This window comes from Ruminococcus sp. AM26-12LB (assembly GCF_003480785.1).
GTDB lineage: Bacteria > Bacillota > Clostridia > Lachnospirales > Lachnospiraceae > Blautia_A > Blautia_A fusiformis.
Window position 1 is genome coordinate 68676 of the sequence record NZ_QUJX01000009.1, and the last position, 20342, is coordinate 89017.

Annotated in this window: 23 protein-coding genes; 18 read left to right on the forward strand and 5 right to left on the reverse strand. The window is 46.2% G+C overall.

Features of this window, described 5'->3' with window-relative positions:
• Window positions 1-6: 6 nt before the first annotated feature.
• The 9 genes from DW694_RS08245 to DW694_RS08285 all read left to right on the forward strand — a co-directional run bounded on the left by DW694_RS08245 (window position 7) and on the right by DW694_RS08285 (window position 10833).
• On the forward strand, window positions 7-1938 hold the full coding sequence (locus tag DW694_RS08245; protein ID WP_118411222.1) for a CHAP domain-containing protein: 1932 nt from the start codon (window positions 7-9) through the stop codon (window positions 1936-1938).
• Between the two features lie 31 nt (window positions 1939-1969).
• Window positions 1970-2227, forward strand: a complete 258-nt coding sequence (locus tag DW694_RS08250) for a DUF4315 family protein (RefSeq protein ID WP_118142528.1) — start codon at window positions 1970-1972, stop codon at window positions 2225-2227.
• Window positions 2217-2945, forward strand: coding sequence for a DUF4366 domain-containing protein (locus DW694_RS08255; protein WP_181984784.1), 729 nt, complete (start codon window positions 2217-2219; stop codon window positions 2943-2945). The genes DW694_RS08250 and DW694_RS08255 overlap by 11 nt, the downstream gene beginning before the upstream one ends.
• Entirely contained in the window at window positions 2942-3130 is a 189-nt protein-coding gene (locus DW694_RS08260; RefSeq protein WP_118142526.1) for a hypothetical protein, read from the forward strand. Before DW694_RS08255 ends, DW694_RS08260 begins: the two co-directional genes overlap by 4 nt.
• Before the next feature lie 15 nt (window positions 3131-3145).
• Window positions 3146-5236: a DNA topoisomerase 3 gene (locus tag DW694_RS08265; protein WP_118411221.1), complete on the forward strand. Its 2091-nt coding sequence runs from the start codon at window positions 3146-3148 to the stop codon at window positions 5234-5236.
• Window positions 5237-5453: 217 nt separating this feature from the next.
• Entirely contained in the window at window positions 5454-9314 is a 3861-nt protein-coding gene (locus tag DW694_RS08270; protein ID WP_118411220.1) for an antirestriction protein ArdA, read from the forward strand.
• A gap of 3 nt (window positions 9315-9317) precedes the next feature.
• Complete coding sequence (locus DW694_RS08275) at window positions 9318-10262, forward strand: hypothetical protein (protein WP_118142523.1); 945 nt, start codon at window positions 9318-9320, stop codon at window positions 10260-10262.
• 2 nt (window positions 10263-10264) lie between these two features.
• Window positions 10265-10471, forward strand: a complete 207-nt coding sequence (locus DW694_RS08280) for a transposon-transfer assisting family protein (RefSeq protein WP_015529203.1) — start codon at window positions 10265-10267, stop codon at window positions 10469-10471.
• On the forward strand, window positions 10468-10833 hold the full coding sequence (locus DW694_RS08285) for a cysteine-rich VLP domain-containing protein (RefSeq protein ID WP_118142522.1): 366 nt from the start codon (window positions 10468-10470) through the stop codon (window positions 10831-10833). Before DW694_RS08280 ends, DW694_RS08285 begins: the two co-directional genes overlap by 4 nt.
• A gap of 144 nt (window positions 10834-10977) precedes the next feature.
• Here the strand turns inward: DW694_RS08285 and DW694_RS08290 are convergent, their stop codons facing one another.
• The 5 genes from DW694_RS08290 to DW694_RS08310 all read right to left on the reverse strand — a co-directional run bounded on the left by DW694_RS08290 (window position 10978) and on the right by DW694_RS08310 (window position 13903).
• A complete protein-coding gene (locus tag DW694_RS08290; protein ID WP_021423282.1) occupies window positions 10978-11271 on the reverse strand; it encodes a hypothetical protein in 294 nt (97 codons plus the stop codon).
• Between the two features lie 46 nt (window positions 11272-11317).
• Window positions 11318-11587, reverse strand: coding sequence for a helix-turn-helix domain-containing protein (locus tag DW694_RS08295; protein ID WP_107630390.1), 270 nt, complete (start codon window positions 11585-11587; stop codon window positions 11318-11320).
• 60 nt (window positions 11588-11647) lie between these two features.
• The gene (locus DW694_RS08300; RefSeq protein WP_118752844.1) at window positions 11648-12997 is read right to left on the reverse strand and encodes a relaxase/mobilization nuclease domain-containing protein; all 1350 of its coding nucleotides are present in this window, start codon (window positions 12995-12997) and stop codon (window positions 11648-11650) included.
• Window positions 12958-13287, reverse strand: coding sequence for a plasmid mobilization relaxosome protein MobC (gene mobC, locus DW694_RS08305; protein ID WP_025578758.1), 330 nt, complete (start codon window positions 13285-13287; stop codon window positions 12958-12960). The genes DW694_RS08300 and mobC overlap by 40 nt, the downstream gene beginning before the upstream one ends.
• 244 nt (window positions 13288-13531) lie before the next feature.
• On the reverse strand, window positions 13532-13903 hold the full coding sequence (locus DW694_RS08310) for a helix-turn-helix domain-containing protein (RefSeq protein WP_032509130.1): 372 nt from the start codon (window positions 13901-13903) through the stop codon (window positions 13532-13534).
• 160 nt (window positions 13904-14063) lie between these two features.
• Here DW694_RS08310 and DW694_RS17195 point away from each other — a divergent pair, with 160 nt between their 5' ends.
• The 9 genes from DW694_RS17195 to DW694_RS08355 all read left to right on the forward strand — a co-directional run bounded on the left by DW694_RS17195 (window position 14064) and on the right by DW694_RS08355 (window position 20295).
• Window positions 14064-14252 carry a helix-turn-helix domain-containing protein gene (locus DW694_RS17195; protein ID WP_021421430.1) on the forward strand — a complete coding sequence of 63 codons (189 nt, stop codon included), beginning with the start codon at window positions 14064-14066 and terminating at the stop codon, window positions 14250-14252.
• Window positions 14245-14943, forward strand: a complete 699-nt coding sequence (locus DW694_RS08320) for a response regulator transcription factor (RefSeq protein WP_118142519.1) — start codon at window positions 14245-14247, stop codon at window positions 14941-14943. Before DW694_RS17195 ends, DW694_RS08320 begins: the two co-directional genes overlap by 8 nt.
• A 1-nt stretch (window position 14944) precedes the next feature.
• On the forward strand, window positions 14945-15868 hold the full coding sequence (locus tag DW694_RS08325) for a HAMP domain-containing sensor histidine kinase (protein ID WP_021421429.1): 924 nt from the start codon (window positions 14945-14947) through the stop codon (window positions 15866-15868).
• Between the two features lie 105 nt (window positions 15869-15973).
• A complete protein-coding gene (locus tag DW694_RS08330; RefSeq protein ID WP_021421428.1) occupies window positions 15974-16741 on the forward strand; it encodes an ABC transporter permease in 768 nt (255 codons plus the stop codon).
• A 15-nt stretch (window positions 16742-16756) separates the two neighbouring features.
• Window positions 16757-17680 carry an ABC transporter ATP-binding protein gene (locus DW694_RS08335; RefSeq protein WP_021421427.1) on the forward strand — a complete coding sequence of 308 codons (924 nt, stop codon included), beginning with the start codon at window positions 16757-16759 and terminating at the stop codon, window positions 17678-17680.
• The gene (locus DW694_RS08340) at window positions 17673-18404 is read left to right on the forward strand and encodes an ABC transporter permease (protein WP_118752845.1); all 732 of its coding nucleotides are present in this window, start codon (window positions 17673-17675) and stop codon (window positions 18402-18404) included. The genes DW694_RS08335 and DW694_RS08340 overlap by 8 nt, the downstream gene beginning before the upstream one ends.
• Window positions 18405-18415: 11 nt before the next feature.
• Complete coding sequence (locus tag DW694_RS08345; RefSeq protein WP_181984787.1) at window positions 18416-19150, forward strand: ABC transporter permease; 735 nt, start codon at window positions 18416-18418, stop codon at window positions 19148-19150.
• A 463-nt stretch (window positions 19151-19613) separates the two neighbouring features.
• Window positions 19614-20054 carry a sigma-70 family RNA polymerase sigma factor gene (locus DW694_RS08350; protein ID WP_021421424.1) on the forward strand — a complete coding sequence of 147 codons (441 nt, stop codon included), beginning with the start codon at window positions 19614-19616 and terminating at the stop codon, window positions 20052-20054.
• On the forward strand, window positions 20035-20295 hold the full coding sequence (locus DW694_RS08355) for a helix-turn-helix domain-containing protein (RefSeq protein WP_005933821.1): 261 nt from the start codon (window positions 20035-20037) through the stop codon (window positions 20293-20295). The genes DW694_RS08350 and DW694_RS08355 overlap by 20 nt, the downstream gene beginning before the upstream one ends.
• The last annotated feature ends 47 nt before the right edge of the window (window positions 20296-20342 follow it).

Genomic DNA, 20342 nt, shown 5'->3' on the forward strand with positions numbered 1-20342 from the left:
CAGAAAATGACCCGCGACGGGCTTATTGAGGTAAACGAAACACAGCAGACCGCCGAGCGTATCAGCAGCCGGGAAGCAGACAGCGACTTTTCAAAGCCGGACAGTGCCGCAGCGGAACGCGCCATAGAACATCTTGACGCAGCACATACCCGAAAAACAAACAAAAAGGCAGTCAAAAAAGAGCAGGAAGCTACTGCTTTGCGTACTTCCACTTCCCGCTTACAGTTTACCGACGAGGAACGGGCAACGCCGGAACTGGAAACTTACATCAAAAAATCGGAAAACGCCGCTGACCGACTGGACGCAGTAAAGACAGCAATCCCGAAGCAAAAGAATCTGGTTAAGGAGCGCACCTTTGATGAAGCCGCAGGCAAGGCAAAGACCCGCTTACGCTTTGAAGAACAGGAAAAGCCCATACCCGGCGGCAAAGCCCACAGGAACCCGTTATCCCGCCCCGCGCAGGGAGCGGGTATTTTCGTCCACAACAAGATACATTCCGTTGAAAAGGACAATTCCGGCGTTGAGGGGGCGCATAAATCAGAGGAACTTGCCGAGCGCGGCGCGAAATACGGGGTGAGGAAATTAAAACAGGGCTACCGCAGCCATAAGCTCAAAACCTACCGGGAAGCAGCAAAGGCAGAAAAGGCAGCATTTAAGGCAAACGTCAACTTCCAGTATCACAAGACCCTGCACGACAACCCGCAGCTTACTTCTAACCCTCTTTCCCGTTTCATGCAGAAACAGCAGATAAAACGTCAGTATGCAAAGGCGGCAAAGAAAGGCGGTGCAGCCACCGCCAAAGCTGCCGCCGGAGCGTCCCAAACAGCGGCAAAGAAAGCGGCTGCCTTTGCAGGACGACACCCGGCAGGCGTGATAATCGCTATCGCCGCGCTGCTTCTGTTCATCATGGTATCCGTAGGGCTTTCCTCTTGCGGGGCAATGTTTTCCGGCAGCATGAACAGCGTGTTAGGGACTTCCTACACGTCCGAGGACAGCGACCTTGTGGCAGTTGAAAACAACTATGCCGCATTGGAAAACGGGCTGCAAAGTGAGATTGACGCTATCGAAAGCACCCACCCCGGCTATGATGAATACCGCTATGACCTTGACAGTATCGGGCATAACCCCCACGAATTAGCGTCTTACTTGACCGCCTTCTTGCAGAGCTACACCCCGCAGAGCGCACAGGCAGAGCTTGAACGTATCTTTGCCATGCAATACACCTTGACGCTGACCGAGGAAGTGGAAATACGCTACCGCACCGAAACAAGCACCGACCCGGAAACCGGGGAAACCACCACCGAGGAAGTCCCTTATGAGTATTACATCTTGAATGTGAAACTGACAAACAAGCCGATTTCCGAGCTTGCAGAGGAACTTCTTACGCCACAGCAGCTTGAAATGTTCCATGTGTACTTGGAAACAAGCGGCAACAAACCGCTGATTTTTGGCGGCGGTTCTCCCGACGGAAGCCCGTCCGAGGATTTAAGCGGCGTGGAGTTTGTAAACGGTACGCGCCCCGGAAATCAAGAGCTTATGGAGCTTGCAAAACAGCAAGTCGGAAATGTGGGCGGATACCCTTACTGGTCTTGGTACGGCTTTAACAGCCGCGTGGAATGGTGTGCCTGTTTTGTATCATGGTGCTACAATCAAGCCGGAAAAAGCGAACCCCGATTTGCGGGCTGCGAATGGCAGGGTGTCCCTTGGTTTCAGTCAAGGGGACAATGGGGCGCACGCGGCTATGAGAATATTGCACCGGGCGACGCAATCTTTTTCGATTGGGATTTAGACGGCGTTGCCGACCATGTGGGGCTTGTGCTTGGCAGGGACGAAAGCCGCGTCTATACCGTTGAGGGCAATTCCGGCGACGCCTGCAAGATAAAGAGCTATGACCTTAACTATCAATGTATCAAAGGCTACGGGCTGATGAACTGGTAAAGCAGCCCCAAAAAGAAAGGAGAAATGACCTATGGCAAACAATAAAATCGACCGTATCAATAAGGAAATCGCAAAGACCCGCGAGAAAATCACAGAGTATCAGAACAAGTTAAAAGGACTGGAAGCGCAGAAAACCGAAGCGGAAAACCTTGAAATCGTACAGCTTGTACGAGCTATGCGTCTGACCCCGCAGGAACTGAACGCTATGCTGTCCGGCGGCGGTATTCCCGGCATGACTGCCGCACCCGCAGGAGAAAACGAACAGGAGGAAAATGCAGATGAAGAATAAACTGAAAAAGACCATGACTGCCCTTTGTGCCGCCCTTATCCTTATGGGCGGTTTTTCTGTCCCTGCCTATGCACAGGGCGCAGCCACAGAGCAGCCCGCAGGGGACGCGACCAACGACAGCAACGTAGTTGTGGAGGAAAAAGAGGAAACGCCGCCCCTTACCCCAAAGGGAAACGCAACACTGGTTGACGATTACGGCGGCAATAAGCAGCTTATCACTGTTACCACCAAAAGCGGCAACTATTTCTATATCCTCATTGACCGCGCCGCCGAGGGCGAACAGACCGTACATTTCCTAAATCAAGTGGACGAAGCCGACCTTATGGCACTGACCGAAAACGGTGAAGCTGCCAAAAAGCCGGAAATCTGTAACTGTACGGAAAAATGCGAAGCCGGAAAGGTAAACACGTCCTGCCCGGTATGTGTTACCAGTATGACAGGCTGCACAGGCAAAGAACCCACCCCAACACCAACAGAGCAGTCGGAAGAACCGAAAGAAAAAGGCGGCAATCCCGGTGTGGTGCTTGCCTTAGTCCTCTTTGCCCTGCTTGGTGGCGGCGCAGCGTTCTACTACTTTAAGTTTCTAAAACCGAAGCAGAACGTGAAAGGGAACACTGACCTTGAAGATTTTGAATTTGAGGATTACGACGAGGACGAGCCGGAAACAGATACCGGGGAAACTCCCGAAGATGAAGAAACGGAGGAAGAAACCCTATGACCCTGTTTACCGACAATCCCTTTGAAAAGATGATGATACAGAAACCGGACGGGCGGCGTGATAATGCGCCGCCTGTTCCTTATCCCCCGGCTTGCGCTTCCTGCCCTTACAAGGGACAGTCCACTTGTGTGGGGTACTGTCTGAAACAGGTACAGAAGAAAAAAGAAGCCGAGCCGGAACGCTGAAAGGAGGATTTATCATTGATTTTAGTTATCGCAGAAAAGCCCAGTGTGGCGCAGACAATCGCTGCCGTACTTGGGGCAAAGGAAAAGAAAGACGGATTTCTCACAGGAAGCGGCTATATCGTTTCTTGGTGCGTGGGACATTTGGTAGGGCTTTCCGAAGCTGCCGCCTACGGGGAACAGTATAAAAAGTGGAGCTATGACAGCTTACCGATTTTACCGCAGGAATGGAAGTACACCGTTGCTTCTGACAAAGAAAAACAATTCAAGACCCTAAAAGAGCTTATGCACCGGGCAGATGTTTCCGAAGTCGTCAATGCCTGCGACGCAGGGCGTGAGGGAGAACTCATTTTCCGTTTTGTCTATGAAATGGCGGGCTGCAAGAAACCTATGCGCCGCCTTTGGATTTCTTCTATGGAGGACAGCGCAATCAAAGAGGGCTTTTCCCGTCTGAAGAACGGCGAAGAATACGACGCGCTCTTTGCTTCCGCATTGTGCAGGGCAAAGGCTGACTGGCTTATCGGTATCAACGCCACCCGCCTTTTCTCTGTCCTTTACAATCATACCTTGAACGTGGGACGCGTACAGACCCCGACCTTAAAAATGCTTGTTGACCGGGACGCAGCGATTACCACATTTAAGAAAGAAAAATACTACCATGTGCGCCTTGCCTTATCCGGCGCGGAAGCTGCAAGTGAAAAACTGTCTGACCGTTCCGAAGCTGACAGGCTGAAAGCTGCTTGCGAAGCGTTGCGGGCAGTCTGTACTTCCCTTGTGAAAGAGAAAAAGACCGCAGCCCCGCCGAAGCTCTTTGACCTTACTTCTTTACAAAGGGAAGCAAACCGCCTGTTCGGTTATACCGCAAAGCAGACCCTTGACCTTGCACAAGCCCTGTATGAAAAAAGACTTCTTACTTATCCGAGAACAGACAGCGTATTTCTGACCGACGACATGGGCGACACAGCGGCGGGCATTATCAAGCTGCTTTATAGGAAATTTTCTTTTATGGCGGGAAAAGACTTCACGCCGGAGCTTGGAAAGGTTCTGAACAGTAAAAAGGTATCAGACCACCATGCTATTATACCGACTATGGAGCTTGCAAAGACCGACCTTGCTGCGCTGCCGAAAAGTGAAAGGAATATCCTTACCCTTGCCGGGGCGCGTCTGCTCACGGCGACCGCTGTACCGCATACCTTTGAAGCGGTTACAGCAGTTTTTGAATGTGCCGGACAGTCCTTTACCGCAAGGGGCAAGACCATTCTTTGTGAGGGTTGGAAAGAGATTGACCGAAAATACAGGGCAGCCTTAAAGAACAAGCCCGAAACGGACGACGCAGACAGCGACACAGAAAAGACCCTGCCGCCATTTACCGAGGGACAGACCTTTGAAAAACCGGCGGCAAAGGTAACGGAGCATGACACAACACCGCCAAAACCTCACAACGAAGCGTCGCTGCTCTCTGCTATGGAGCACGCCGGAAGCGAGGACACCGACCCGGACGCAGAACGCAAAGGGCTTGGAACTCCCGCCACCCGCGCCGCCGTCATTGAAAAACTGGTAAAGGGCGGTTTTGTGGAGCGAAAAGGCAAGCAGCTACTTCCCACAAAAGACGGTATCAACCTTGTGTGCGTCCTACCGGACACTTTGACAAGCCCGCAGCTTACCGCAGAATGGGAAAACAATCTGACGCAGATTGCAAAAGGCAAGGCAAACCCCGCCGCATTTATGGAGGGTATCGAGGATATGGCGCGAGAACTGGTAAAGACCTATCCGTTTCTTTCTGATGATAAAGCGCAGATGTTCAAGCCGGAACGGGAAGCGTTGGGAAGCTGCCCCCGCTGCGGTTCTCCTGTCTATGAGGGAAAGAAAAACTACTATTGCAGCAATAAAGAATGTATCTTTACCATGTGGAAAAATGACCGTTTCTTTGAAGAACGAAAAGTAGCCTTTACCACGAAGATTGCCGCCGCGCTCTTAAAATCCGGCAAAGTAAACGTGAAGAAGCTCTATTCCCCAAAGACGGGCAAAACCTACGACGGAACTATCGTATTAGCTGATACGGGCGGGAAATACGTCAACTACCGGGTGGAGCTTCCGAAGAAAAAATAACTGAATAGCAAGCATAGGAAAAGAGTACCCTTTTCCGTAAAATCCCTGCTTTCTCTACCGAGAACGGCGGGGATTTTTGCTTGTTGGGAAGTGTCCCAAACCCTCTGAAATCTTGAAAAAATATCTAAAATTTTTGGCAAAAACGCGGGCGCGGGGTACTGAATGATGAAACCGGAAAATGCAGCGTCCGCGCTGCCGTTTGGAAAGGAGGTTACACATGGAAAGTTTACGGGACACCGTAAAGGACTATCAAGAAGAATTACGGGACGGTATCGCTTGGGTGGCGTTTTGGAAAACGGGACGTTCTTGGAACGCCGAGCATTTTTCCCTTGAAATGGGCGACTACCTTTACCCGGAGGACAGAAGCCGCATGGAGGAAATCAAGCAGGCTGACCCTGCCGCCGTTGTGGTAAACGGCTATTATTCCGGCTATCTTGGCGAGGATATGAGCCTTGACGAGCTGACCGCAGGAGTGCGCCACCATTACGAAAACGGATATAGCAATATCGAGGAATTTATCGAAGCCCACGACGACAGGCTGCCGCCGGAGCTTATCGAGGAAGCAAGAGCCGCCGCCCACGCTGCGGGGCTGCCTTTCTCTGAAAAAGGCTACCGGGACGGCGAAGAACCCGACCCCTATCTATTTGACGGGAGCATGAGCATGGAGGACTACGAACTTATGCACCGCATGATTGAGAAAGAAAGGAGTGAACGCATGGCAGAAACGATTTTAAGCGGGTATCTTTCTAATCTTGGAAAGTACACCGAGGGCAGACCTGCGGGCGAATGGGTATCATTCCCCACGACTGCTAAACATTTGAAAGAAGTCTTTGACCGTATCGGGATTGACGGCAAAAACTACGGGGAGCTGCACATCACAGAATACCAGTCCTCTATTGCGGGACTGGCAGGAAAACTGACCGAGCTTGAAAGCCTTGACGAGCTGAACTATTTAGGCGAGCTTTTGAAAATGCAGTTTGACGACGACCGGAAAAAATTTGCTGCGGCTATCACATACGGCGACCATACAAGGGATTTGCAGGACATCATCAACCTTGCACAAAACCTTGACTGTTACTGGCTTTACCCGTCCGTACAGAGCGAGGAAGATTACGGGCATTATCTGATTGAAGAACTGGACGAGTTGGAGCTACTGGAAGAAGCAAAAAATTATTTCATGTATGAGGAATATGGGCGGGACACTGCTATCAATGACGGGGGCAGATTTACCGAGCAGGGCTATATCTATAACAACCGCAACACCTTTACACAATGGTACGACGGGCGCGACGTGCCGGAGGAATACCGGGTAACGCCGCAGCCGCCAGTACAGGAAAAGGAACAGGCAGACCTTGACGCTTCCGCAGCTATACCGACCACCGCCGCAGAGCAGCCCCCGGTTCTCCCGATTATCCTATCTTCTGAAAAGCCCGCTGACAAAATGAAAGAGATTACCGACCGACTGGAACAGGGGATTTTAGGACTATATGAAAGCGACCGTTACGCCGATTATCTGCGTACCATGTCAAAATTCCATGATTACAGCCTTAACAATACAATCCTTATCGCCATGCAGGGCGGCAATCTTGTAAAAGGCTATAAGCAATGGGAAAAGGAATTTGACCGCCATGTAAAGCCCGGAGAAAAAGCTATCAAGATACTTGCACCGTCCCCGTTTACCGTCAAGAAACAGGTGGAAAAAATAGACCCGGACACCCAAAAGCCTGTTTTCGATAAGGACGGGAAGCCTGTTACCGAGGAAAAGGAAATCAAGATACCCGCTTTTCGTGTGGTATCTGTCTTTGATATTTCACAGACCGAGGGAAAGGAGCTTCCTGCCCTTACTTATGAGCTGACGGGCAACGTGGAACAATACAGGGATTTTTTCGCTGCCCTTGAAAAGACTTCCCCCTTTGCTATGGGATTTGAAGCCCTAAGCGGCGGCGCAAAAGGACGCTGTAATTATGAGGAAAAGCGTATTCTCATCAACGAGGGAATGGACGAATTGCAGAACATCAAGACTGCAATCCATGAAATCGCCCATGCGACGCTCCATGACATAGACAAAGACGCGTCGGAACGCCCCGACCGCCGCACCCGCGAGGTACAGGCAGAAAGCGTCGCCTATGCTGTCTGCCAACATTACGGGCTTGATACGTCGGACTATTCTTTTGGGTATATTGCCGGGTGGAGCAGCGGAAAAGAACTTGCAGAACTGAAAGGCTCTCTTGAAACAATCCGCAGCACTGCCGCAAAGCTGATTGATACCATAGACGGACATTTTGCAGAAATCCAAAAGGCACAGGATAAGGAACAGACCACCGAACAGGCACAGCCCGCACAGGAAACCGCCAAACAGCCCGAAGAAGAAACCGCCGCGCCGGAGCTTCCCGAAGAAACAGCCCCGGCACTGGAAAAAGAAGCACAGACAGAGCCGGAAGCTGATACAGGCGCAAGCAGCGAAGCACCACAGCCCACACAGCCGGAACAGGCTGCACCCGCCGCACCTTATTACACAATCAACGAAGCTGCCGCCAAACGTGCAAAGGACGCAAACAGCTTTTCCGATTATAAGCAAGGCAGCGTAACAGCGGAATACAGGCATTATGTAGATGAAGCCGTACAGCTTGCAGAACAGCAGAAACGCCGGGTAGACCCGATGTACCATGAGAAAATCGACAGCCTGCTTGACACTTACGCCCGAAAACTGGCGGCGAACATGAACAAAGGCTATGAGATTGACGCGCGTGTTCCCTCTATCCTCATTGCAGGCGGCTCTAACTTCCCCACAAGGAAGAAAGAAAAGCAGAACGCAGCCCGCGGCAGCAATTACCGGGAATGGCAGGACATACAAGGACTTCTTGATAAAATCCGCAGCACCGGCATGGGCGGTATCAGCGCAGACGACCCGCAGGCAGTACAGAAGTTGGAAAAGAAACTGGAAAGCCTTGAAAAATCGCAGGAAACCATGAAAGCCGTAAACGCCTATTACCGCAAACATAAGACCCTTGACGGCTGCCCGCATTTACCGCCGGAACAGCTTGAAAAACTGAAATCAGACATGTCGAGCAGTTGGCATTTGGAGGACAAGCCCTTTGCGACTTGGGCGTTATCCAACAACAGCGCAGAAATCCGGCGCGTGAAAGACCGTATCAAATCCCTTTCACAGCAAAAAGAAATCGGTTTTGTGGGTTGGGAATTTGACGGCGGCAAGGTGGAAGCAAACACCGAAGCGAACCGCCTGCAAATCTTCTTTGAGGATAAGCCGGACGAAGCCACGCGGGAAGCCTTAAAAAGTAATGGCTTCCGTTGGTCGCCAAAAGCAGGGGCATGGCAGCGGCAGCTTACCAGTAACGCCTACTATGCGGCTGATTATGTCAAGGCGATTGCACCTCTTACCGGGGAAAAGCCTACCGAGTTACAGCGGGCGCATATCCGGCAGCAAAAGGTAGCTGCACAGGAACAGGAAGCCCCACAGGACAAAGACACCTTTTCCATTTATCAGATAAAAGACGGGAACGAAACAAGGGACTTGCGCTTTGAACCTTATGACCGTCTGACTACCACAGGACAGCGGGTAGACCCGAAAAACTATGCGCTTGTCTATTCCGCACCTCTTACGCAGGGGACTTCCCTTGAAGATATTTACACCCGCTTTAATATCGACCACCCGAAAGATTTTAAGGGACACAGCCTTTCCGTTTCCGACGTGGTGGTGCTTCATCAGAACGGGCAGGACACCGCCCACTATGTAGACAGCTTCGGCTATAAGGACGTGTCGGAGTTTTTGCAACCGGAAAACTATCTGAAAGCTGCCGAGCAGACCACCGAGCAAAATTACAATATGATTGACGGGCAGATAAACAACACCCCGACCGCTGCGGAACTGGAGGAAAAGGCGAAAGCCGGGGAACAGATTTCCCTTGCAGAATACGCCAAAGCATTGAAAACCGATAAGGAACGCGGCAAGTCTGCCAAACAGGAAAAGCCCTCTATCCGGGCGCAGCTTAAAGCAGCGAAAGAACAGACGACGAAGAAACAGGCAAGACAGAAAACACAGGATTTGGAAAGGAGCTGACCTATGAAGTTACAAAAATTTGAAAATGTGGACGTTATCGCTTCCCTTGAAGCCATAATGAAACAGAATACCGCTTTTTATCAGAGCGATTTTGACATAGACAAACAGATTTTACAGAAAGCGGCGGTAAGCCCTGTCCCGGAGGACAAACGGCTTTTGTGGTTTTCCCGCCCGTCCGGGACGTGCTGCTTCCGGGAACGGGACGTTTTTCTAAAGGATACAAGGCAGCATAATACATGGCGGTTTTACGGGGAACAGACCCGCGATACTATCCTTGCCTATGCGGTGGAACTGACAGGCACAGAGCAGGGAAAAATCAAGGGCAATCTTTATGAACTGGATTATTTGCAGCATTTCCGGGAAGTAATCGAAAAATCAATCCCTGCCGACAACTACACGCTGATTTATGAGCATGGGGAGCTGACAAAGCCTGCCGGACAATATTTTGACGGGGACACTGACCCGCAACTTGGAAAGTTTATACGTTTTGAAGCACAGCCAAACGACCCGGAAGCCTTAAAAAGCCTTTTGAGGGAACAGCAGAAAAAACGAACACCGCATACGCAGAGGGATTTTCAGTTACATATCGCCGCCCTGCATGACAGACGGATTGAAGCAGAAGCCCGCCGGATTGTGGAAAATGTAAAAGGGCTTGGGGAACCGGACAGCCCCGAAAAGACCCATTGTGCGGTAGAACTTTCTCCCTACTTTGTTCCACTGGCAACGGATAAGGATATGGAACGGCTGCTTTCCATGCTCCCTTACAAAAGCCTTTCCTTATCTACGTTGGAGGGCAGGCATGGCGTTTATGCGCTGATAGATAAAAGCGAGAGGAATAAAGAGATGAAACAGTCCCCTCCCTCTGTCCGGGCGCAGTTACAAACAGAAAAATCCCAAAAAGTCCCGAAAAAGACAGCAAAAACAAAACATCACGAATTGGAGGTATGAGCATGATTAGACTGACCGTTGAAGAAATGAACCTGTTGAGTATTTACCATGAGGGAAGCAAAGCACAGCTTATGGAAAATATGACGGCTGCGCTGCCGTTCATGGACGAGGATATGCGCCCCTTTGCAGAACGCACCTTACAGAAAATTTCCCCACTAACAGAAAACGAGTATGCGGAGCTTGCCATTTTCGCCGCTGATGAAGTATGACCAGGAGTAAGCGGCTCACGCCGCCACAGAGCCGGAAAGTCAACAGCCTTGTAAAAAAGGAGTGCTGCAACTGCGAGCGCGGACACTGTATCTTACTGGACGACGGGGAGGAATGTGTCTGCCCGCAGCTTATTTCCTGTTCGCTTTTATGCAAGTGGTTTCAGATTGCCGTACTTCCTCTTGATAAGCTGCTGTATGCAGAGCTTTTCAAAACCGAGGACAAAAAGCGTTGTACCGAGTGCGGCACATTTTTTGTATCAAAATCAAATAGCGTCAAATACTGCCCGGATTGCCGGAAACGCATTACCCGCAGACAGGCAGCGGAGCGCATGAGGAAACGACGTGCGGCGGTTACGCAATAAGGGCGAAAAAAGCCTTGATTTACAGGGCATAAACGGCGTGAAACTGGCATAGGCGATACAGAATACCTTTTCCCTTGAAATCAGGGTTCTACTGCGTAACAATTTAAAATTAGTACCTATAAAAGAACAGGGTGCGGGAGGTCATTACTGGCTTCCTGCGCCCTGTTCTTTTTGTGTCTGACTGTCTTTATCCTGCATTTCCGGCTTCGGCTGTAATTCTTTTTCTATCCGGTTCCGGTAATGGGTTTTCCTGCGGTAAAAATATTTTGTTACTTCCTGTTCCGGCAGCCATATCCCCGCAGCTTCTATCCGTTCCATAACAGCGGCAACGATTTCCCGGTTGTTGCGTTTATGCGGCTCCTGTCCCTTTTCTATCCAAAGGCGGCGGTATTCTTCATAAAGCCATGTACTGATAGTTTCTTTTTGCCGTTGTTTCAAATGTCGAAACTGCTTATCTGTCCGCAGCAGCTTCCCGTCTACCTTTTTATGATTTTTTGTCCCGATTTCTTTTTTCCTCTCTTTCCATTTCTTCAAGGGGAAATTGGGGGAGGGCTTCTATCAGCTTCATTGTGATATACTGGCGCATATCTTCATCAATTTCCAGTTTGAATGTTCCGTCCGGTTGACGTTTCTTTACAGTTGCCTGCCTGTCGATTTCGTCCTTGTAGCACATAAGCACCTTTTCCACCGCCCATGTTTCTCCGGTAACGGCGGCGCGTATGGTTTCATAATCGGGTATCGTTTGGTCTGCCATGTTTTCACGCTCCTGTCTATATTGGAATACCTTTATCCTACCACGCTTTTATAGATATTTCTACTGTAAGCGTTCGGTTTCCCTGCCCCGTTCCGGTTCTTTTTCCAGTCTTAAAATACTGTCTATGTTCTGTTTGATAACGTCGTATTCCTTGACCTGTTTTTTCAACTTGCCATAATCAGTGTAAAGGGCTTCTTTCTGCGCTTGGAGCTTCCCGTATTCTTCCTGCATGGCGGCAAGATTGGGGAGCTTGGTAACACCCGCCGCTTTCAATGCCTTTGCCGCCGCTTCATGGAGTATCAGACTGCTTTCCTGCTTTGCCCGGTATGTGTCCTTATCCTTTGCCCTGCGGTATGCTTCATAGACGTTTTTTGTTTTTTGGTAGGTGGTAACGTGCTTCATCAGCACCGCCATATCCGCAAGACGCTTCTCCACACCCTTTAATGCGTCTGCTGTCTTTTCATTTTCCGCATTTACGTCCTCAATCCGACTGACTAAATCTGCATACTGCTCAATCTTATGTTCCGTCAAGAAATTCATAGTCTTTGCAGCCAGTTTCAGATTATGGATTTTCGCCCACTGTTCATAGCCCCGGCTCTCTTGTGCCTTGATACTACTTTCAATGTCGATAAGCAGCGATACGCCGCGCTGCTCTTTGGGAGCTTTCGCTGCCTTTGTGCGCTTGCCTGCAATCCGTTCTTTGATTGCTTCCTCTGTATAATCTGCACCGAGGGTTTTTAAGCGGGTAAAGCGTTCCTGTCCGGGAGCGCGGCAGGAGATATATTTTCCCGGCTTTATCTCATAGCCCGCCGCCTGTAACCGCTGCAATAATTCTTCAAAACTTGCTACTTGGGGGATAAGTGTATCAACGGCAATTTTTAGCTTGCCTTTCCAACTTGTTCCCGTCTTTTCCGCTTGATATTCTGCATAGCTTTTTCCCTTACTGCCTTTACCCGGAATGACAACGGACAGCCCGTTTTCCCTGCACAGCTTATCGCTCATGTTCCGTATGCCGTAGTAACTGCGCTTATTGGAATTGTACTTATGGTAGTCAACAAAGTTGACCGCGCAAAAAATGATGTGGTTATGGATATGCCCCTTGTCTATGTGGGTAGTTAGGACGTATTCGTGCTGTCCCTTTGTTACTGCGTCGGCAAGCTGCTTTCCGATTGCATGGGCTTTCTCACAGTCCACCTCTCCCGGTTCAAACGATTGTATCAGATGAAAGGCTAAGTTGTTCCCTTTCTGCCGAGCCTGCGACAAAGTATATTCAAACTCAATATCTGCCGTTTCATAGCTGCACCCAAAAGAGGACACAAGTGTTTTCCCGTCTGTCTTATCCGGGTTTTGGATATAATCAAGGGCTTTGCTCAACGTGCTTTTAATAGGCTTAATCTTTGTAACCGCCATATCTCCGCAAGCACCCCCTTTATTTCCTCTATGTCCTCTTGGTAGACGCTGCCTGTCGCATTGACGCGCTTTGCAATCTGATTGATGTTGACCCCGATTTTCTGTATCTCCGCTGTCATGGCTTTTATATCGCTATGGTCTGTCTGAATGATATAGCCGTCAATGGCAATCTTGCGAAGATACGCCGCCATGTTTTGGGTAGGAACGAGCTTCATTTTCTGCTCAATCAACGCCCGTTCTTCCTCTGTTACATAGAATTTGATTTGTACTTTTCTTTTGCGTCCGTTCATGCAATCGCTCCTTTCCGCTTTGAGGGTTTGGGACACTTCCCAACAAGCAATTTTCAACCGACGCACCGCAGGGCAAGAGGGCGAAAATACGGAAAAGGGTACTCTTTTCCTATGCTTGCTAAGAAAGTTTTTATCTTTTATGCCCTTATTTCCCTCTACGAAGAAAAAGCCATTTTGCCGAACTTATACAAAAGAAAAACGCTGTAATCTCAAAAAAGATTACAACGCTTCCGAAAATCCATATTCAATTTTGCCGGACGTTTTTATTGTCCTCTTTTTCGACTTCTGAAATTTCCTTTGCGGTTGCTGTTACAATCCGTATGCCGTTATCGCTCATATCATCAAGGAGAGCGTCGAGCTGCCGCCGCTTTGTATCTTTTCCGGCGGGCGTATCTAAAAGAAACTGGTCTACGGATATATTGTAACGGAGCATAAGCTCAAAAAAGATTTGCAGACTGGGGTGTTGTCCTTTATTTTCAATATTCGCAAGGTAGCGAGGGGAAATATACATTTCATCACTTACCTGTTTACGGCTTTCCTTGCGTCCCGTCCGCGCAGCTTTTATTGCTTCTCCAAATGCTTTGAAGTCATATTTTTCTACTGGTCTTTTTGCCATATTTATTCACCCAGTTACATTTTACTGTTCCCCTTTCTTCTTGGATATGTCTATACAGTTCCGCTAATTAGCCATAATAATTCATATCTGTATACTTGCTATTGTTCGTGTATCCGACTATAATTATACTGATATGATTTGTAGAAAGGACTTTAGTGTTATGGAATATATGTCTTGCCCCGAAGCAGCGAAGAAATGGGGGATTTCTGAACGACGTGTACAGATACTTTGCAGAGATAACCGCATACCGGGTGTTTCAAAGCTTGGGTATATGTGGTTGATACCAAAAGACGCAGAAAAACCGATTGATGGGAGAACAAAACAAGGAAAGGAGCTGCACCATGAATAAAGTTTTGATTATAGATGATGATAAAGAGCTTTGCGCTCTTATGAAAAAGTGTATAGAGCAGGAAAAATTATCAGCCGTAACTGTATATAACGGTATTGAGGGGGTTCGTCTAATTGATGAAAATAAAGATAGCTATTCCCTTATTATTTTGGACGTAATGCTGCCGGATATAGACGGGTTTCAGATTCTCCAAAAAATTAGAGATAAAAGCAATATCCCGGTGCTTATGCTTACTGCAAAAAGCAGCGAAGAAGATAAGGTTTTCGGTCTGCGACTGGGAGCAGACGACTACTTGACAAAGCCATTTGGTATTAACGAGCTTTTGGCGCGTGTCAATTCCCTTATCCGGCGATATACCACCTTAAACCCCTTTACGGCAGACATAGACAGCATATCGTTGAAAGATATGGTAATTGACAAATTAAATCGTACAGTTACGGTCAAAGATATTCCCGTTTTGCTTACAGGAAAAGAATTTGATTTACTTCTCTTTCTTGCTTCCAACAAAGGACGAGTATTTACCAAAAAACAAATTTATTCACAGGTATGGGAGGAAGAATACGCTTTTGATGATAGCAATATTATGTCTTTTATTAGCAAATTAAGGAAAAAGATTGAGCCAGACCCCGACCACCCCTTTTACATTTTAACTGTCCGGGGTGTCGGCTACCGTTTTAACAAGGAGGCGTAACATGGATATAAATGTTTATCTTTTCATAGTGATAGCCCTTATGCTGCTTATTATTATGTATCTCCTTTTTGTCTTACGGCGTGTGCGGACACAGCTTGCGCTGATAAAAGACGCCTTAGAGGATATAAAGGGCGGGAATTTGAACCGACGTATTTTAGCAGGCGAAAACGATATGACAAAAACAATTTGCTATGACATTAACAAAATAGCAGTAAACAGTCAGGCGCAGCTTATACGGCAAAGACAATCTGAACAGGCATATAAACGGCTGATGACAAGTCTTTCACATGATGTAAAGACCCCGCTTGCTTCTCTTGTAGGTTATCTGGAAGCGGTTGAAAACAAAATTGTTATTGGAGAGGAAAAGGACGAATATATCCATGTCGCACATGAAAAAGCCCACTATATGAAATCCTTTGTAGAAAATTTGTTTGAATGGGTAAAACTGGATTCCGGAGAGCAGATTTTTCATTTTGAAAAATTTGACCTTAACGAGTTATCCCGCAACATTATAGCGGATTGGATTCCCGTCTTAGAAAGCAATCATTTTGAATATGAGTTTGTCATACCCGAAACAGAGTATTTTATTCGCATAGATGTAAACGCATATACCCGCGTACTTAACAATCTTTTTCAAAATATTATTATCCATAGTGCGGGAGATAAAATGGCACTGCATATTTGTGAAGATATACAACAAGCTAAAATTATAATTTCAGATAATGGAAAAGGAATAGCTCCCGACAAGCTGCCACATATTTTTGAAAGAATGTACCAGTGCGACCAGTCGCGGTCTGCAAAGGGAAATGGTTTAGGACTGGCGATTGCGAAAGAGCTTATCAGTGTTCACAAAGGAACCATTACCGCTGAAAACAGCTCTGATAAAGGGACTGTATTTACTATATTGCTTCCCAAAGCCCTGTAAATAATGCGGGGCTTTCCTGTTATAAAACAAGAAAAAAGCAAGGTTTCGGCAAGGTTATGGCAAGGTTGATACTATATAATGGGAGGTAGAAAGGAGGAAAAGACAATGACTATCATTTCTACTGAAATGCTGAAATGGAAACGCAATAAGACAGTCTTAGGTATCTTTATTCTAACTGCAATTTTAGGAATATTCGCAGTTGAACGTGCTTTCAGTATATCAAGAAGTAGCTCACTAATGAATAGTTTTAGTGATTTATACACATTGGCATTTAAGAACCTTACAAGTTTGTTTCTGCCTATTGTGTTGAGTATGTTTGCAACCACATTGTTCTTTGATGAACAGAAAAATGATACCTTAAAAGGACTTCTGATTATTCCGATTTCCAAAACGCAACTTTATTTTTCAAAGATAGCAGTGGTAATTTTTATGTCATTAGCACTATGTCTGCTTACTTTTGCAATCTGTATTCTTGGCGGCTTTCTTGCAGGCGGCTTTACAGATTTGAATACGGAAACAATTTTACAGGCGGGATTATTATTTTTAGCCGGTGGCGTGTTAGTTCCACTTGCAATGCTCCCCGTTATTTTTTTAGCAACATTGGCAAAGGGATATGTTCTACCGATTGGGGCTGCATTACTTTATCTTGTGCCTGTCGTGCTTATTCCGTCGGGGATTATGGGACTGCACCCACTGGCGAGTGTTATGGGAATTTATCCCTATATTTCATCTGACGCAGCAGAAATGGTTAAGAAATGGGCGGGAGGAATAGAAATAACTATATCTCCGAATATCTGTTTAATTTCTCTTTTGGTAATTGGAAGTATTTCAGCCATTGTTTCCGTACTTGCATTGCGGAAACAGACCTATTGAAAGTGAGGATATATGATGAATAAATATGTAATTGAAACAAAACAACTGACAAAAACTTATGGAGAGCAAACGGTAGTCAATTCTGTTAATATCCATGTGAAACAAGGACAGATATATGGGCTGTTGGGGCGTAATGGGGCGGGTAAAACCACAATTATGAAAATGATTTTGGGGTTGACCGATATTACTTCCGGCGAAGTAGACGTATTCGGTCAAAATATCAAAGGGAGGGAAAAAAGAGTATATCCCCGGATTGGTGCTATTATTGAAACACCCGGCTTTTATCCGAATTTAACAGGTACGGAAAACTTGGAGATATTTGCAAAACTGCGCGGTACTGCTGCGCCAAATGCAGTAAAAAACGCCTTGGAGATTGTCGGTCTGCCTTATCGGGATAAAAAATTGTTTAGCAAGTATTCTCTTGGAATGAAGCAGCGTCTTGGAATAGCAAATGCTATTTTACATGACCCGGAACTGCTAATCTTAGATGAACCTACAAACGGTCTTGACCCGATAGGCATTGCAGAAGTAAGGGACTTTATTAAGACTTTAAGTATCGAGCGTGGAAAAACAATTCTTATTTCCAGTCATATTCTGTCCGAAATTGCACTACTGGCTGATGACATCGGCATTATTGACCATGGTGTACTACTGGAAGAAAACAGCATGAATGAGCTGCAAAAGAAAAACAGTAAGTATATACTTCTGCAAGTTTCTGATATACCGAAAACTTCTCTTGTTTTGGAAAGGCAGTTTGGGGTTACCGAATATTCCGTACAGGACGAACACACCCTGCGGATTTATGACACTTCGTTGGATATGGCTGCTGTCAATAAAGCTCTTGTGGTACAGGATATAGCTGTTATCAGTTCTCAGCTATGCAATGATACATTAGAGGACTATTTCAAAAAAATCACAGGAGGAGAAGGAATTGCTTAGGCTGATACAGGCAGAGTTTCTTAAACTGCGTCGAAAAAAATTTATTGTGTTAATGCTGTTATCCGCTCTTTTCATGCCACTTCTTGCAGTCTTTTATTTCAGAAGTGCTGATAAAACAGTTATTGAATCATTACAATTTTATAAGTGGACTACATTCAGCTATACAGCTTGGATTATACTTCCTGTTGTATTAGGTTTGGTTTCTACTATGCTCATGTATGACGAAAATCAAAACGATATGCTCAAACAGTTGTGGATTATACCGATTAGCAAGACAGGATATTTTTTTAGCAAATTTATTGTTGTACTGTCTTATTCCGTTTGTTTTATGTTGCTTACAGCCATAGCGTCTGTATTTTTCGGTATGCTTCCCGGTTATATAACCTTTGAATGGAATAGTATCAGTTATCTATTTAAGAAATGTATTGAAATCGCCATACTTACCGCATTTTCCATATTACCACTTTTAGCGGTTGCAGCTGCCGGGAAGAACTATATACTTCCTGTATGTGTGACACTGGTTTACACCTTTCTTAGCTTTATTTTGCTTATGGTTAATATGTACCTACACCCTCTATCCAGTGCAACAGCAATTATCATGCGAGATATTCCCGGTGTTATTTTGGCACAGGAAGTCAATATTCCGGCTGCACTTTTTTGTATCGGTATATGGACTATTGTTTCTATCGTATTTGCGTACATTTCCTTAAAGCATAGAAAGTGAGTGATTGAATGATGAAAGAATTGATTTGGGCAGAACATCAAAAACTCCGACGTTCAAAAATTGTGTTGGTCGCCATATTCGCAGTTATTATGGTTGCAATTATTGTTTTTACTCAAGGGCAGTTTTCTTTTGGGGAAAAACGCTATATAGATGACGCAGGGTGGTTTATGAACGCAGCACAGTCTTTAGCAACTTTTTTTGTTCTTCCTGCGGTTATTGCACTTTTTGGGAGCTATATGATTTGTCGTGAGGAACAAGAAGATACTATTAAATCATTACGTTTAATTCCTATAAGTGAAGCTAAAATGACGATTGCAAAATTACTTATTACTTTTGCATTTAGCGTACTCTTTTATTTGCTGCTTTTCGGCATTACATTTTTAGTTGAAGTTATTTTGCATTTTAGGGGCTTGTCTATCAAAATGATTTTAAGTTTTTTCAAAATCTATTTACTTGACGGCATTGGAATTTTCTTTGCTATTGCACCTGTTATTGCGGTTGTATCAAGAATAAAGAAAGGCTATTGGCTTGCTTTGATTTTTACAGTAATTTATTCTTTTGCAGGATTATTCACAAGTATATCCGATGTTCTTTCGGCTTGCTATCCTATTACTGCTACATTCAATATTTCCGGCTATTATTCTGCCACCTTTGGAGAAATCATTATTAGCCTTATGAGTTTGTTCTTTTGTGGATTGTTTTCTGTCTTGATTTTAACATCTAAAAAAACAATCAAAAATAAGTAATGATACAACCAACATCTGCCGGACGACGGCAAAGAAAAAAAGCCGTCGCAGAGCAGCCATATTTTCACGCGCCTATTCTATTTCGGCGGCTTTGATTTTCAGAGCCGCCGTTTCTTTTTGTCTGTACGACGACCCTTAACCATGTAGACATGGCGGCTTTAGGAGGTAGCCGCCATGAGTTATAAACCACATCAACAAATTCTTACATTCTTTGATTTATCAAAAAAAGCCCGACCGCCACCGGGGATATTCCTACCCTTAGATATGAACTATTAAATCATCTAAATACTTTTTATTGTTCCTATGCGCCTGTCCGCGTTTTTTTGCGGACGGGCGCATTTTGTATGCTTAAAAAAATTTTTGAAAAAATTTCCGAAAATATTTGGCATTTTTTCAAGGCTCCGTATTACCCCGCGAAAAGGGGGAAGCACCACCAACTTTCAACAAGAAAGGAGGTGAGAATGTGGAACCTAATAGCAGGGAGTTTTATAAGCAATGTTCTTTTCAGAAGTATTGCAATGCGGTATTGCACAATGAAGCGTGCGACGCTCATAGAGAGCTTCGTACACATAAGGCAAAGGAAGTAACCTTTTCCGACATGACCTTAGATGAAGCGCGACAGCTACATACCTTTGATGAATATTTCAAACGGGAAACTGCTGAAACCGTCTTTGAAAAAGCCGGAAAGAAAATCACGCCGAAGCTGCTTCTTGAAGCAATCCGTACTTTGCCGGAAGAAAAGCGCAAAGCCATATTGCTGTATTATTTCGAGGGAATGAGCGATACAGAAATTGCAGAGTTGCTCAATACACCGAGAAGCACAATACAGTACAGACGGACAAGCTCTTTTGAACAATTAAGAAAATATTTGGAGGAAAATGCTGATGAATGGGACGAATGGTAATCAACCCGGCTACCCGGAAAATGCCCTTGTTCCTTATCCTGTCATTGTGGCAGCGACAAAGGGCGACCCGGACGCTATGAAAATGGTCTTGCAGCATTTCAGCGGTTACATAGCCCGTTTATCCATGCGAAAGTTATATGACGAGCGTGGAAATGTTTATTTTGGTATAGACAACGACATTCGGGAACGGCTGCAAGCCAAACTGATGATGGCTGTCCTCAATTTTAGAACAGAGAAATAACCGCAATCGGCAGTGGAACGTCTTTACTCCCCCTTTTCCGTTCCGCT